Raw genomic sequence first — 14709 nt, 5'->3', positions numbered from 1 at the left:
TCGGTCGGCGGATGTCGACGGGCGTCCCGTCCCCGGCTCGACGCCGCGCAGGGAGGGGACTCCGCAGCGCGGCGCCCGCGCGGAGGGGGGCCGACCGTCCGGACGGCGCCCCAGCCTCGCGCGGGGCACCGGCTGTAGGTTCTCGTCATCGGCGACCGTGGGCCGTGCCGGCTTGCGGCTCGGGTGACGCCGTTCGCCGCGGAGGTGGCGGCTCCGCGATACGGCGCGGGATGTGCGGTCCCTGCGGAGCCGGCAGCGGCCGTCCGCACCGTCCGGACGACCGGCACCGCACCCGGCACCAGCCCTGCACCGCCGGCCCGGCCATGGCCGCCCATCCGGCGACGAAAGCCCCGCGCCGGTACGGGCCGCACCCGAACGGCCGAAGGGGGCGCACCACCGCACAACCATCGCGAACCGTCGGCCGTCGTACTGGCCATGCTGCGCGCGTTCCTCCGGACGGCGGCCCGGACCCGCTCGCGGGCGTCCCGGCCCGCCCAAGACGACGACGTGCTCCTCGACGCCCCCGACGACCGTCTCGCCCCCGCCCTGGTCGCGGCGGCCCACGGTGAGCACGCCCCCGCGGCCGCTCTCCTCGCCGCCACCCGCGAGCGGGCCGAGTGGGAGCACCGGGACCACTACGCGACCGGGCTCGCCGCCTTCGCCCGCTCCCGCACCGAGTGGCTGGAGAGCTGGCGCGCCGCCGCCCCGGGCGACCCCGACGCACTGCTGGTCGAGGGCCGGCTGACGGTGGACCGCCACTGGGACTCGCCGGCCCGGGCGGAGCTGCTGCGCCAGGTGGCCCCCGCGGTCACGGCGGCCGCCGAGGCCGCCGGACGCGACCCGGTGCCGTGGCGGACCGCGCTGGACGCCGCGCGGGGCGCCCGCGCCGGACACGCGGAGTTCGAGCGGCTGTGGGCGCAGGCGGTGCGCCGGGCCCCGCACCACTACGGCTGCCACGTGTCCGCCCTGGAGTACCTGGCCGCCGCCTCGCCGGGCGCGCACCGCGAGTGCCTGGACTTCGCCGAGACCGCCGCGCAGGACGCACCAGGGGACTCGCTGCTGCGGGCGCTGCCCCTGCGTGCGGCCTTCGCCTGTCTGACCGCGGGCGGCGCCGACGACCCGGCCGGCGCGCACCGGGACCGCCTGGACGCGGCCGCCGACCGTGCCATCGCCCTCTCGGCGGCCCACCCGGCGGCCGACCCGTGGCCTGCCGGGCTGCGCAACCTCCTGGCGTACGTCCTGCTGCGTCTGGAGCGCCGCCGGGACGCGGCCGAACAACTGCGTCTGACCGGCCCGTACGTCACCTCCTTCCCCTGGGACCAGGACGCGGAGGACCCCCTCGGCCGCTTCCTCCAGGTGCGCGCGGACGTCCGCGCGGCGGCGGCCTCCGCACCGGGTACGGCGGGTTCAGGTCATCCACGAAGTGGGCGCGGCGGGCGCGTCCGCGCGGACGACCATTAGGCTTCTGCGTCGTGACCACCGTCCGGCTTCCGCTCTTCCCCCTGAACTCGGTTCTGTTCCCGGGGCTGGTGCTCCCGCTCAACATCTTCGAGGAGCGCTATCGCGCCATGATGCGCGAGTTGCTGAAGACTCCCGAGGACGAACCGCGCCGGTTCGCCGTCGTGGCGATCCGCGACGGCCACGAGGTGGCCCGGACCGCGCCCGGCCTGCCCGATCCGACGGCGCTGCCCGAAGTCGGCCCGGCGGCCGGGTTCGGGCCCGACCCGCTCAAGGCGTTCCACAAGGTGGGCTGCATCGCGGACGCGGCGACGATCCGCGAGCGCGCCGACGGCACCTTCGAGGTGCTGGCGACCGGCACGACCCGGGTGCGGCTGCGCTCGGTGGAGGCCTCGGGCCCGTTCCTGACGGCCGAGCTGAAGCCGCTGGACGAGGAGCCCGGCGACGAGGCGGGCGCGCTGGCCGAGGGGGTGCTGCGGTCCTTCCGGCAGTACCAGAAGCGGCTGGCGGGGGCCCGCGAGCGGTCGCTGTCGACCGGCGCCGAGCTGCCGGACGAGCCGGGCGTGGTCTCCTACCTGGTCGCCGCCGCGATGATGCTGGACACCCCGACGAAGCAGCGCCTGCTCCAGGCCCCCGACACGGCCTCCCGCCTGCGCGACGAGCTGAAACTCCTTCGCTCGGAGACCGCGATCATCCGTACGCTGCCGTCGTTGCCGTCGTCGGACCTGACGCGCGGCCCGACGAGTCTCAACTGAGGTACCGACCCGGATGGCGAAGAAGTCCAGGAAGCAGCAGCAGTCCGGTGGCACTCCGGCGACGGTGGCGCTGACGGCGGCGGGGGTGGCGTACACGGTCCACGCGTACGACCACGACCCCGCGCACCCGTCCTACGGCGAGGAGGCGGCCGAGGCGATGGGCGTGCGTCCGGAGCGGGTCTTCAAGACGCTGGTGGCGGACGTGGACGGCGCCCTGACGGTCGCGGTGGTGCCGGTGGCGGGCCAGCTGGACCTGAAGGCGCTGGCGGCCGCGGTGGGCGGCAAGCGCGCGGCGATGGCCGACCCTGCCCTGGCCGAGCGGACCACGGGCTACGTGCGGGGCGGCATCTCCCCGCTGGGCCAGCGCAAGCGGCTGCCCACGGTCCTGGACGCGTCGGCGTCGGGCCACACCACGATCTGCGTCTCGGCGGGCCGCCGGGGACTGGAGGTCGAGCTCTCCCCAGAGGACCTGACCGAACTCACGGACGCGATCCTCGCCCCGATCGGCCGCGCGTAGCGCTCGACGGCCGCGCGCAACCCCCTCGACGGACGCGCGGCCCACACCTCGACCGACAGCACACGCCCCTCCGGCGCGACCCCCACCCGATCGACCGCGCACCCCCGTCGACAAGCACGCGGCCCGTCCTCCGACCGACCGCACACACCCCCACGACGAGCACGCGCCGCCACCCGATCAACCACACACAACGTCACGACGAGCACGCGCCCTTCGCCCGATCAACCGCACACACCCCCGCTGACAAGCACGCGGCCCGTCCTCCGACCGACCGCACACACCCCCACGCAAACACGCGCCCCCCACCCGATCGACCCTCACACACCCCCACGACCAGCACGCGCCCCTCACCCGATCGACCGCGCACAACCGTCGACAAACGCGCAGGCCCGCACCTCAATCAACCGCACACGCGCCTCGACGAACACGCGCCCCTCGCCCGATCAACGCGCACAACCCACCTACGAACGCGCGCCCCCGCTCCGACCAACCGCGCACACCCCCTCGACGGACGCGCGATTCTCGGCTAATCAGACAGGACATGTCGAAGCGAACGCGCAAACGCAAGTGGCGCACCAGGAAGGGCAGGGCCAACCACGGCCGCCGCCCCGCGTGACGGTCCGCCCTACGCGGACCTCTCCCCGTACGGCGCGGGCCACGGGTCGGGCTCCGGATCGCGGGGCCCGAACAGCCCGGTCAGGCCCAGGTGGACCACCAGCGCCGCGATCGGCCACGCCAGCAGCGCGCCCTTCGCCCCCAGCTTGAGCGGCGCCGAGAAGGTCACGCCCTTGCCCACGTCCTTCGCGTGCGCGATGACGTCCTGGGTCGGCCCGAGCCAGAGCCCGAACCTCCAGGCCAGCACCGAGCCGAGCAGCCCGCCGGCGCCCAGCGCCACCACCAGCGGCACGCCCCCGCGCCGCCGCAGCAGGAACACGGCCACCGCGCTGAGCGCGCCGAACGCGAGCGCGAGCAGCGAGAAGGTGCCGTCGACGCCGACCGACTGCTCGCCCTCGGACTCCTTGAGGTAGACCAGCCACCGGTCGCCGACCACTTCACCGACCAGCGGCACGCTCGGCGCCAGCTTCCACCACAGCACGCCCAGCAGCAGCCCGGAGAGGGTCACCGCGGCCACGGTCACCGCGGCCTGCCGTACTTCGCTCAGCATTCCGGGGCCGTCCTGTTCTCCGTGCTCGCCGTGAGTGCCGTACGGGGCGCCGGGCGGGGTGCCCACCGCGTGCGCACCGACGGGCGGTGGCACCGGGCCGCCCTGGTACGACGAGCGATCGTTCGGGGGAGGTGGCGGAGTCAGAGGAGCGGTCACCCCGCCATCGTGCCAAACCCGCCTGTGCGGCGCTTCACCGGACGGCGGCCCGGCGGTACGCCCAGGTCGCGACGGCCAGCGAGATCACGCCGACCACGGCGCACACCGCGAGGTCACCGAGGACGAAGGCCCAGTCGGGCCGGTCCCCGAACGTACGCGCGAAGGCCTCCACGCCGTACGTCGAGGGCAGCAGGTCCCGCGCGAGGCGGACCACCTCGGGCATCCTCTCGGCGGGCAGCACGCCCAGCAGCAGCGCCGCCGACATGCCCAGCTGACCGAGGAGGGTGGCGAACTCGGGCCGGGGCGCGAGCAGCCCCAGGGCCGCGCCCAGCCCGGCGAGCGCGGCGCCCGCCAGCGGGATCACGGCCACCAGCACCCACAGGTGCGTCATCGGCAGCCCGAACAGCAGGCAGCCGAACACCGCCGTCACCACGGTCCCCGGCACGGTGAAGGACGCGTACGCGCCCGCCGCGCCCAGCACCACCGCGGCCGGCGGCACCGGCAGCGTCGCGTAGTGGTCGAGACCGCCGCTCGCGCGCAGTTGCCCGAAGTACTGGGCGAGGAGGTTCAGCGCGACGAAGGCCACGACTAGCACCGCCGAACCGGCGACCACGGCCCGCGCCTCGCCGCCGCCGTCCACGACGCCGCGCATCAGGATCATGATGCCGATCGACTGGAAGGTGGCCACGAACAGCAGCGGGATGCGCGCGACCCGGGCCCGGGACAGCTGCGCCCGGTACACGGCCACCAGGGAGGGCCACAGCCGTGCCTTGGGCCCGAGCTCGGCCGCGCCGACGGCGCCCTGCTCCTCGGCGGCCAGGGCACCGCCCGGCAGAACATCGGCGGGTACGACACTCACGTCGCGCTGCTCCCCTTCGTCGGGTCCTTCGAAGCTCGCTGGGGGTCGTAGGTCACGGTCGTCCTGGTGGGTACGGATGCGGCGGGCGGTGTGCTCACCTTGCGCCCGCTGCTCGCCATCGGAGTGCTCAAGCCCTCACCAGCCCCTGCCGCGCGGCGCCGCCCAGCGCCAGGTACACGTCCTCCAGGCTGGGCGTGGCGAGGGTGAAGTCGTCCAGGGCGGCGAAGGCGGCGCCGCCGGTGACGGTGGCGACGACCGCGCGGGCCTCCTCGGGGGCGAGCCGGAGCGTCCAGCGGCGCCCGGACTCGGCGGCGCGGTCGCGCAGGGCGGCGACCTCGGGGACGTTCAGCGGTGCGCGCTCGCGCCACACCAGGTCGACGCGGACCTCGCCGGCGACCCTCTCCTTGAGGCCGGAGGGCGTGTCGCAGGCGATCACGCGTCCCCGGTCGAGGACGGCGACCCGGTCGAGGACGGTCTCGGCCTCGATGACGTTGTGGGTGACGAGCAGGACGGTGCTGCCGGACTCGGCGCGCCGCCGGTCGACGGCCGCCCACACCGCGCGCCGGGCCACCGGGTCCATGCCGGTGGTCGGCTCGTCCAGGACGAGCAGCGGGCGCTCCCCCACCAGCGCGGCGGCGAAGCAGGCCAGGCGGCGCTGGCCGCCGGAGAGCTTCTTGATCGGGCGGGAGGCGAGCGGGGTGAGGCCCAGCTCGTCGAGGACGGCGTCCCGCTCGGCGCGTGCCTGCCGCACCTCCAGGCCGCGCAGCCGTCCGGTGGTCTCGGCGGCGAGCGACACGGTCAGCTCGTCCAGGGCGCTGGACTCCTGCCCGAGGTAGGCGAGGATGCGGGCGGCCCGCTCGGGGTGGCGCACGATGTCGTGGCCGAGGATCTCCACGCTGCCGCTGTCGGGCCGCATCAGGCCGGTGAGCTGGCGTACGAGGGTGGACTTGCCGGCTCCGTTCGGTCCGAGCAGTCCGAAGATCTCACCGCGGCGGATGTCCAGGGTCACGTCGTCGGTGGCCCGGACCTCGGGGGTGGCGGGAACGCCGCGCCGGCCGCGCAGGGCCGGATAGGTCTTGGTCAGTCCGCGCACCGCGCACACGGCATCGCCACGGGGTCGAAGTGCCTGTGCCGCGCGCGTACTCACAAGGGACGAGACTACGGGGTCCGTCCCCCCGCCCCGCCCTCGGGTCCGCCCATAAGTGTCGATTCAGCCGCGGGAGGCACGGGGAGGGCCGGCCGGGCGCCGGAGGGCGTCACTCCGGCGCGGGGGTGCGCTCGGTCGCCGTACGGACGTCCACCTCCCGCCAGAACCCGGCCCGGATCGCGTACCGGTCGTGCTCGTCGATCTGGTCGTCCTTGTGGGCGAGCAGCCCGAAGCGGGCGGCGTAGCGCAGCAGCTCGCCGTCGACGCGGTGCGGGATGCGGGGATACATCCCGGACAGCCGCTGCAGGTGGCCGTGGTCGCCGAGGCGCTCCAGCCAGCGGCGGGCGAAGACCTGGCCGACCTCGTACGGGTCGCCGCCGACCGTGGTGATGTCCTCCTCGCGGTCGGCCCAGCGCTGCTCGGCCGTGGTGAGCTGGGCCAGCGTCGGCATGGAGGCGGCCTCGGCCGGTTCGGCGGCGGGCCGGTCGACCCAGCCCTTGTCGGAGGACCAGCGCAGGGTGGCGGAGGTCGGGGGGTGCGGGGCGGGGTGGGCGCCGGGGGCGCGCAGGGCGGCCAGGTCCTTGGGGGTGGGGACGCCCTTGGGGGGCGCCGCGCGCTCCTCGGTGCCGTTGCGTGCGGGGGCGGGCCTCACGGGGTGCTCGGGCTCCCGGGCGGGCCGCTCGGTGGTCGCGGAGAGGGCGGATTCGGGCAGCGGCGCGGAGAGGATCGCGGCGATCTCGGGGCGGGGCACGGGCGGCGGCGCGCAGATGCCGCCGAGTTCCTTGGCGCGTACGGCCTTGGTGATCCACGTACGGTCCAGGACGCGGCGCTCGTCGGCCTCGGCGACCAGGTCCTCGGACTGGTTGTAGTCGCCGTCGGCGGCCTGGACGGCCCACAGGTGGACGGCGACGCCGTGCTCCTTGGCGGCCATCATGCCGGGCAGCAGGTCGCCGTCGCCGGTGACGAGGACGACGTCGGAGCAGGCGCGGTTGCGGGCCAGTTCGGTGAGCTCGGCGTGCATGGCGGCGTCCACGCCCTTCTGCGCCCAGCGCCCGTCGCTGCGGGTGAGGGCGCCGAGGCGGACGGTGACCCGGGGCATCACGCGCAGTCGGCGGTGCTCGGGCTGCGGGACGCGGTCGGGGGCGCCGTCGAACCAGTAGATGCGCAACAGGGGCTGCTGCGTGTCCGACTCGGCGCGGTCGCGCAGGCCCTGGATGAGGGCGGCGTGATCGACGGTGATACGGGAGCGTGAGGGCTCACCGGCGAGGAGACTGGCGGCGGCCCCCAGCAGATACCCGGCGTCCACCAGGACGATGCAGCGGTCCACGCGATCCACCCTCTTTCCGGGAGGTTTGCTTCGGGCTTCCTTCGAGTCTGCCCGACCACGCGGAGGTTAACGGCGCGAACTCGATCTTCGGCGTGGCGTTTCCGTGCCCCGCTGCGGATGCGACGCCCCGACAGGCCGCGTCACGCACGATAATTGCCCGATATGCGTTCTTTGTTGGGCTGTGTGAATCTGAAATCGGCCCTGGCCCCTAGATCCCCCTCAGGAGGTAGATCACCATGGCCAAGAACAAGAACAACCGTGACCGTAAGCAGCCCCAGTCCGCGCGTACCCCGCAGTCCGCCGAGTCCGCCGTCATGGACCGCGAGGAGCAGCACTCCCCGCAGCTGACGACGCCCGGCGACGCCGCGTCCCGCAAGCGGCAGAAGCGCTTCGGCCACAACTGACACCCGTGCGACGGGCCGTGGCGGCCCCGCACCGACGAGGGGCGCACCCGGAGACCGGGGCGCCCCTCGCTCGTTGCGGCCGCCGTCCCGCTCAACCCGCCAGGCAGGACGGGCCCAGCAGCACCTTCAGGTCGCCGAACAGGGCCGGGTCGGGCTTGACCCGGTGCCGGTCCAGCCGCAGCACGGTCGTCTTCGTCGGCCCCTGGAGCTTGATCCGCACCTCGCTGTCGCCCCGGTGGTGGGTGAGGATCTCGCCGAGGCGGCTGACCATCGGCGGGGTGACCCTGGTCGCCGGGATGGTGAGGACCACGGGCGCGTTGGTGCCCGCGTTGGACAGGTCCGGGACCATCAGCTCCATCGCGACCAGCCGCGGCACGTCCTCGCGCTTGTCCAGGCGCCCCTTGACGAACACCACGGCGTCCTCGACGAGTTGGGTGGACACCAGCTGGTAGGTCGCCGGGAAGAACATGCACTCGATGGAGCCGGCCAGGTCCTCGACGGTGGCGATGGCCCAGGCGTTGCCCTGCTTGGTCATCTTGCGCTGGAGGCCGGAGATGATGCCGCCGATGGTGACGACCGCGCCGTCGCCGAAGTCACCGCCGGTGAGCTGGGAGATGCCCGCGTCGGCCTTGTCGGACAGCACGTGCTCCAGGCCGAAGAGCGGGTGGTCGGAGACGTAGAGGCCGAGCATCTCCCGCTCCTGGGCGAGGAGGTAGGTCTTGTCCCACTCATCCTCGCCGAAGACCACGTCGAGTCCGAAGCCCGGTTCGTCGTTCGTCTCCTCGCCCATGCCGCCGAAGAGGTCGAACTGTCCCTCGGCCTCCTTGCGCTTGACCGCGACCACGTTGTCGATCATCGGCTCGTACTGCGCGGTGAGGCCCTTGCGGGTGTGGCCCATCTCGTCGAAGGCGCCGGCCTTGATCAGCGACTCGGTCGTCCGCTTGTTGCAGACGACCGCCTCCACCTTGTCCAGGTAGTCGGGGAAGGTGGCGTACTTCCCCTTGGCCTTGCGGCACCGGATGATCGACTCGACCACGTTGGTGCCGACGTTGCGCACGGCGGAGAGGCCGAAGAGGATCACGTCGTCGCCCTGCGCGGCGAAGTTCGACATCGACTCGTTGACGTTGGGCGGCAGCACCTTGATGCCCATGCGCCGGCACTCGTTGAGGTAGACGGCCGACTTGTCCTTGTCGTCCTTGACCGAGGTGAGCAGGGCGGCCATGTACTCGGCGGGGTGGTTCGCCTTGAGGTAGGCCGTCCAGTAGGAGACCAGTCCGTACGCGGCCGAGTGCGCCTTGTTGAAGGCGTAGCCGGCGAAGGGGACCAGCACGTCCCACAGGGCCTGGATGGCCTCGTCGCTGTAGCCGTTCTTCCGGGCGCCGGCCTGGAAGATGACGAAGTTCTTCTCCAGTTCCTCGGGCTTCTTCTTGCCCATCACGCGGCGCAGGATGTCGGCCTCGCCGAGCGAGTAGCCCGCGATGATCTGGGCGGCCTTCTGCACCTGCTCCTGGTAGACGATCAGGCCGTAGGTGACCGCCAGGACCTCCTGGAGGGGCTCCTCCAGCTCCTTGTGGATCGGCGTGATCTCCTGGAGGCCGTTCTTGCGCAGCGCGTAGTTGGTGTGCGAGTCCATGCCCATGGGGCCGGGACGGTAGAGCGCGGAGACGGCGGAGATGTCTTCGAAGTTGTCGGGCTTCATCAGCCGCAGCAGGGACCGCATGGGGCCGCCGTCGAACTGGAAGACGCCGAGCGTGTCGCCGCGCTGGAGCAGTTCGAAGGTCGTGGGGTCGTCCAGCGGCAGCGACAGGAGGTCGAGGTCGATGCCCTTGTTGGACTTCACCATCTTGACGGCGTCGTCCATGATCGTGAGGTTGCGCAGGCCGAGGAAGTCCATCTTCAGCAGGCCGAGCGACTCGCACTGCGGGTAGTCCCACTGCGTGATGGTGACGCCGTCGGTGTGCCGGGTCCACAGCGGGGCGTGGTCGACGATCGGCTCGCTGGACATGATCACGCCGGCGGCGTGCACGCCCATCTGCCGCACCAGGCCCTCGACGCCCTTGGCGGTGTCGATGACCTTCTTGACGTCCGGCTCGTTCTCGTACATTCCGCGGATCTCGCCGGCCTCGCTGTAGCGCGGGTGGGCCGGGTCCGTGATGCCGCTGAGGTCGATGCCCTTGCCGAGGACGTCGGCGGGCATCGCCTTGGTGAGGCGGTCGCCCATCGCGTACGGGTAGCCCAGCACGCGCGCGGAGTCCTTGATGGCGTTCTTCGCCTTGATCTTGCCGTAGGTGCCGATCATGGCGACCTTGTCGGCGCCGTACTTCTCCGTCACGTACCTGATCACCTCGACGCGCCTGCGCTCGTCGAAGTCGATGTCGACGTCGGGCATGGAGACGCGCTCGGGGTTGAGGAACCGCTCGAAGATCAGGCCGTGCGGGATGGGGTCGAGGTCGGTGATGCCCATGGCGTACGCCACGATCGAGCCGGCCGCGGAGCCTCGGCCGGGGCCGACCGCGATGCCCTGGTTCTTCGCCCACATGATGAAGTCGGCGACCACGAGGAAGTAGCCGGGGAACCCCATCTGGATGATGACGTCCATCTCGTACTCGGCCTGCTTCTGGCGGTCCTCGGGGACCTGGCCCGAGAAGCGGCGTTCCATGCCGCGGCGGACCTCCTCCTGGAACCAGGTGATCTCCGTGAAGCCCTCGGGGATGTCGAACTTCGGCATGAGGTCGCGCTTCTCGAACATGCCGGTGGTGTCGATCATCTCGGCGATCAGGCGCGTGTTGGCGCAGCCCTCCTGCCAGGCGTCGGAGGAGTCGATGGCGTACATCTCGTCCGTCGACTTCAGGTAGTAGCCCGTGCCGTCGAAGCGGAAGCGGTCCGGGTCGGAGAGGTTCTTGCCGGTCTGGATGCACAGCAGGGCGTCGTGGGCGGTCGCCTCGTGCGCGTAGGTGTAGTGCGAGTCGTTGGTGACCAGCGGCGGGATGCCGAGCTTCTTGCCGATCCGCAGCAGGTCCTCGCGCACCCGGTGCTCGATGTCGATGCCGTGGTCCATCAGCTCCAGGAAGTACCGGTCCTTGCCGAAGATGTCCTGGTAGTCGGCGGCCGCCTTCACGGCCTCGTCGAAGTGGCCGAGGCGCAGCCGGGTCTGCACCTCGCCGGAGGGGCAGCCGGTGGAGGCGACGATGCCCTCGGACCACTGGGAGATGGTCTCCTTGTCCATCCGCGGCCACTTCTGCAGCCAGCCCTCGGCGTACGCGTCGGAGGAGAGGCGGAAGAGGTTGTGCAGGCCGGTGCTGTTCGTCGCCCACATGGTCTTGTGGGTGTAGCCGCCGGAACCCGAGACATCGTCCCGCTTCTGGTGCGGCTGGCCCCACTGGATCTTGCGCTTGTTGCGGCGCGACTCGGGCGCCACGTACGCCTCGATGCCGATGATCGGGGTGACTCCGGCCTTTTCCGCGGAGTGGAAGAAGTCGTACGCCCCGTGCAGGTTGCCGTGGTCGGACATGGCGATGTGTGTCATGCCCATCTCATTGCAGGCGTTGAACATGTCCTTCAGCCGCGCGGCACCGTCCAGCAGCGAGTACTGGGTGTGGACGTGCAGGTGCGTGAACGGCGGCTTGGACACGTTCGGCCTCCTGGGAGAACTGTGGGCGACGGGCTGACGACGGGGTGCGGACAGTCCGGGGGGTCAGCGTCGAAGTCTATGCCTCGCCACTGACACTCCGGGGGCGTGTCCGCGTACCTTCGGGGGCGGGTCCGCGTGTCGGTGCGGACGCCCGGGCGCGGGCACTCCCGCACCCCTTCGAACGTTGGTCCGAGTGGAGATCCGCTCCACCAGTCACAGCACCATCCGCACCAGGAGGCACCCGGCATGTCGGTCCCGCAGCTCAACGAGGAGCACCGCGGCGAGGAGATCCTCGCCGTCTTCGACGCCGCCTTCGGCCGGCTGCTGGCCGCGGATCCCGCGGCGTTCCGCGTGAAGTTCCGGAAGATGGCCGCCTCGGCCTTCGCGTTCTACCGCGGCACCGCATGCCTCTTTTACCACGATTTGACCGAAGACAAGGAGTTCGGCTCCGAGACCGGCGGCGCGTATCTGGACGACCGGACCTCCCGGGTGTGGATCCACGGCGATCTGCACGCGGAGAACTTCGGCACGTACATGGACTCCACCGGCCGGCTGATCTTCAATGTCAACGACTTCGACGAGGCCTACGTCGGCCCCTTCACCTGGGACCTCAAGCGCCTCGCCGCCTCCATCGCGCTGATCGGGTACGCGAAGGCGCTCAGCGACGAGCAGATCACCGAGCTGGTGCGGGTGTACGCGGAGGCGTACCGGGAGCGGATCCACGCCCTGGCCACCGGCGCCAAGAGCGACGAGGTGCCGCCCTTCTCGCTGGACACCGCCGACGGGCCCCTGCTGGGCGCCCTGCGCGTCGCCCGTTCGCTGACCCGGTTCGGACTGCTGGAGTCGATGACCGAGATCCGCGACTTCGAGCGCCGATTCGCCCCGGGCGGCGGCTCCATCGAGCTGGACGCGGCCACCCGCTACAAGGTGCTGGCGGCCTTCGACGGCTACCTGGAGACCCTCCCGGAGTCCTCCCTGGCCCGCCCCGACTCCTACCGCGTCAAGGACGTCGTCGGCCGCCGCGGCATCGGCATCGGCTCGGCCGGTCTGCCCTCGTACAACATCCTCCTGGAGGGCAACAGCGACGCCCTGGAGAACGACGTCGTGATCTACATCAAGCAGGCCCAGACCCCGGCGGTCTCCCGGTACATCACCGACCAGGCCATCCGGGACTACTTCCAGCACGAGGGCCACCGCACGGTGATCTCCCAGCGCGCCCTCCAGGCGCACGCCGACCCGTGGCTGGGTTGGACCGAGCTGGACGGCGCGGGTCAGCTGGTCGCCGAGGTCTCGCCGTACGCCGTCGACCTGGACTGGGGGGACATCGACGACCCGGAGGAGATCGCCGAGGTCGTCGCCGACCTGGGCCGGGCCACGGCCGCCATGCACGCGGCGGCGGACGACCAGTCCGGGGAGTCCCTGGTGCCGTTCTCCACGGAGCGGGCCATCGACGCGGCGATCGCGGCCGACGAGGAGGGCTTCGCGCCCCTGCTGATCGACTTCGCGCACCGGTACGGGGCACGCGCGCGTGCCGACCACCAGACCTTCGTGGACCTCTTCCGCAACGGCCGGATCCCGGGTCTGTGACCATTCCGGTTCGGTAACCGTCACCCCTCTCACAGGAACCCTTTAGCGGTCCCTTACCGGACCCCGTGACACACTCTTCTATCGCTATGGACATATCCGGAACCCCGCTCAGAGCCGTACGCGCGGCGCTGTTCACGGCACTCGTCGTGACGCTCAGCACCGCGTCGCACGTGCTGCTGTCCGGGGTTCCGCTGCCGCTGCCCACGGTGGCGGCCGTCGGCGCCGCCGTGTTCCTGATCGCGTACGCCCTGGCCGGGCGGCGCGAGCGCGGCTTCGGGCGGATCGCCGCCCTGCTGATCCCGCTGGAGCTGGCCGCCGACACGGTCTTCACCACCGGCCAGCACGTCTGCTACGGCAGGGCGGGCGGCCCGGTCGCGGGTCCGCTGCGCTCGGTCGGCTTCGACGTGCTGTGCGGCGACGGAACCGGCGTCCACGCCGGCGTCGCCGCCCCGCTGACCCGGGTGACCGGCGCCGAGACCGACCGGCTGGCGACCGCGCTCGCCGACGCCGACCCCCGGACCGCCTGGCTGCTGCTCGGCGCGCACGTCGGGGTCGGGCTGCTGGCGGCGGCCTGGCTGCGGCGCGGCGAACGCGCGCTGGCCCAGCTGCTGAGCGCGGTGGCCGCGACCACCTTCCGGCCGCTGCTGCTGGCCGTCGCGGCGGTGAACGTCCGCCGGACCCCGGCGGTGCGCCGCCCGGCGGCCCTGGCCCACCGCACCGCCGACGCCCGCGAGGCGATCCTCACGCACTCCCTGGGACGGCGCGGACCGCCGTGCCCGGTCGCCCTCGTGTGACCCGCGCGCCTTCGCGCGACACACGACCGAGCACCGGCAGCCCCCCGTACACATCCCGCACACCTCCGTGTGCGCGTCCCCGGAGAGATCACCACCATGAGCAAGCGGAACAGTCAGGCGGCGAAGTCGGCGGCCCGTGAGCGGCTGCGCGTGGAGCGCGAGCGCCAGGCCAAGCGCGACAAGGTCAAGCGGCAGGTCATCGTGGCCTGCTCGATCGTCGGCGTGCTGGCGATAGCCGGCGGCATCAGCTACGCCGTCGTCCAGAGCAACCAGCCCTCGAAGTGGGAGAAGGCCGCCGACGCCAAGGTGGTGGCCCCCGCCAACACCTCCGGCAAGAACGGCACCACGGTCACCCTCGGCGAGTCCAAGAGCGACCACGTCGTCCACCTCTACGAGGACCCGCGCTGCCCGGGCTGCGCAAACTTCGAGCAGACCGTCGGCGAGGCAGTCAACAAGGGCATGGAGGACGGCACCTACAAGCTCTCCTTCACCATCGGCACCTTCCTCGACGGCAACCTCGGCGGCGAGGGCTCCAAGAACGCCCTCAGCGCCCTCGGCGCCGCGCTGAACGTCTCCCCCGAGGCGTTCATCGACTACAAGACCGCGCTGTACTCCTCCGAGTACCACCCGTCGGAGTCGACCGACGAGTTCGCCAAGGACGACTACCTGATCAAGGTCGCCAACTCGGTCGACGCCCTGAAGAACAACAAGAAGTTCCAGGACGCCGTGGAGAAGGGCACCTACGACGCCTGGGCGATGAAGATGAGCGACGCCTTCCAGAAGGCCGACGACGTCCAGTCGACCCCGACCGTCAAGATCAACGACAAGGTGATCGAGACGCCGGGCACGGACGCCGAGTGGCAGAAGGCGCTCAAGGACGCGGGCGTCACCAAGTAGCCGCGCCGAGCG

At 72.0% G+C, this 14709-nt stretch carries 12 protein-coding genes; 7 read left to right on the top strand and 5 right to left on the bottom strand.

The features are described 5' to 3' along the window. Positions 1–435: 435 nt before the first annotated feature. The 3 genes from KUM03_RS28875 to ybaK are packed head-to-tail and all read left to right on the top strand — an operon-like array spanning position 436 to position 2730. Positions 436–1461 (top strand): hypothetical protein, encoded by a 1026-nt coding sequence (locus KUM03_RS28875; protein WP_217252910.1) that lies wholly within the window; start codon positions 436–438, stop codon positions 1459–1461. Between the two features lie 11 nt (positions 1462–1472). Further along, entirely contained in the window at positions 1473–2213 is a 741-nt protein-coding gene (locus KUM03_RS28870; RefSeq protein ID WP_217252908.1) for an LON peptidase substrate-binding domain-containing protein, read from the top strand. Between the two features lie 13 nt (positions 2214–2226). Next, positions 2227–2730, top strand: coding sequence for a Cys-tRNA(Pro) deacylase (gene ybaK / locus KUM03_RS28865; protein WP_217252905.1), 504 nt, complete (start codon positions 2227–2229; stop codon positions 2728–2730). A 625-nt stretch (positions 2731–3355) separates the two neighbouring features. On the opposite strand, the gene KUM03_RS28860 is transcribed toward ybaK, so the two are convergent. The 4 genes from KUM03_RS28860 to KUM03_RS28845 form a co-directional block, all read right to left on the bottom strand. After that, positions 3356–4051: an AAA family ATPase gene (locus KUM03_RS28860; protein WP_217252903.1), complete on the bottom strand. Its 696-nt coding sequence runs from the start codon at positions 4049–4051 to the stop codon at positions 3356–3358. 34 nt (positions 4052–4085) lie between these two features. Beyond that, a complete protein-coding gene (locus KUM03_RS28855) occupies positions 4086–4910 on the bottom strand; it encodes an ABC transporter permease (RefSeq protein ID WP_217252901.1) in 825 nt (274 codons plus the stop codon). A gap of 127 nt (positions 4911–5037) precedes the next feature. Beyond that, complete coding sequence (locus KUM03_RS28850; protein WP_217253066.1) at positions 5038–6012, bottom strand: ABC transporter ATP-binding protein; 975 nt, start codon at positions 6010–6012, stop codon at positions 5038–5040. 154 nt (positions 6013–6166) lie between these two features. After that, positions 6167–7384, bottom strand: coding sequence for an NYN domain-containing protein (locus KUM03_RS28845; RefSeq protein ID WP_217252899.1), 1218 nt, complete (start codon positions 7382–7384; stop codon positions 6167–6169). 236 nt (positions 7385–7620) lie between these two features. Here KUM03_RS28845 and KUM03_RS28840 point away from each other — a divergent pair, with 236 nt between their 5' ends. Further along, positions 7621–7788 (top strand): hypothetical protein, encoded by a 168-nt coding sequence (locus tag KUM03_RS28840; protein WP_079187155.1) that lies wholly within the window; start codon positions 7621–7623, stop codon positions 7786–7788. Between the two features lie 91 nt (positions 7789–7879). Here the strand turns inward: KUM03_RS28840 and dnaE are convergent, their stop codons facing one another. Continuing rightward, entirely contained in the window at positions 7880–11419 is a 3540-nt protein-coding gene (gene dnaE, locus KUM03_RS28835) for a DNA polymerase III subunit alpha (RefSeq protein ID WP_217252897.1), read from the bottom strand. Between the two features lie 246 nt (positions 11420–11665). On the opposite strand from dnaE, the gene KUM03_RS28830 reads away from it, so the two are divergent. The 3 genes from KUM03_RS28830 to KUM03_RS28820 all read left to right on the top strand — a co-directional run bounded on the left by KUM03_RS28830 (position 11666) and on the right by KUM03_RS28820 (position 14697). After that, positions 11666–13006 (top strand): DUF2252 domain-containing protein, encoded by a 1341-nt coding sequence (locus KUM03_RS28830; protein ID WP_217252894.1) that lies wholly within the window; start codon positions 11666–11668, stop codon positions 13004–13006. A gap of 86 nt (positions 13007–13092) precedes the next feature. Then, positions 13093–13800 carry a hypothetical protein gene (locus KUM03_RS28825; RefSeq protein WP_217252892.1) on the top strand — a complete coding sequence of 236 codons (708 nt, stop codon included), beginning with the start codon at positions 13093–13095 and terminating at the stop codon, positions 13798–13800. A gap of 96 nt (positions 13801–13896) precedes the next feature. Further along, positions 13897–14697 (top strand): DsbA family protein, encoded by an 801-nt coding sequence (locus tag KUM03_RS28820; protein WP_217252890.1) that lies wholly within the window; start codon positions 13897–13899, stop codon positions 14695–14697. Positions 14698–14709: the final 12 nt, after the last annotated feature.

This window comes from Streptomyces sp. AC602_WCS936 (assembly GCF_019049125.1).
GTDB lineage: Bacteria > Actinomycetota > Actinomycetes > Streptomycetales > Streptomycetaceae > Streptomyces.
Note: the sequence above shows the minus strand (reverse complement) of the source record. Positions and strands in the feature narration are given on the sequence as shown.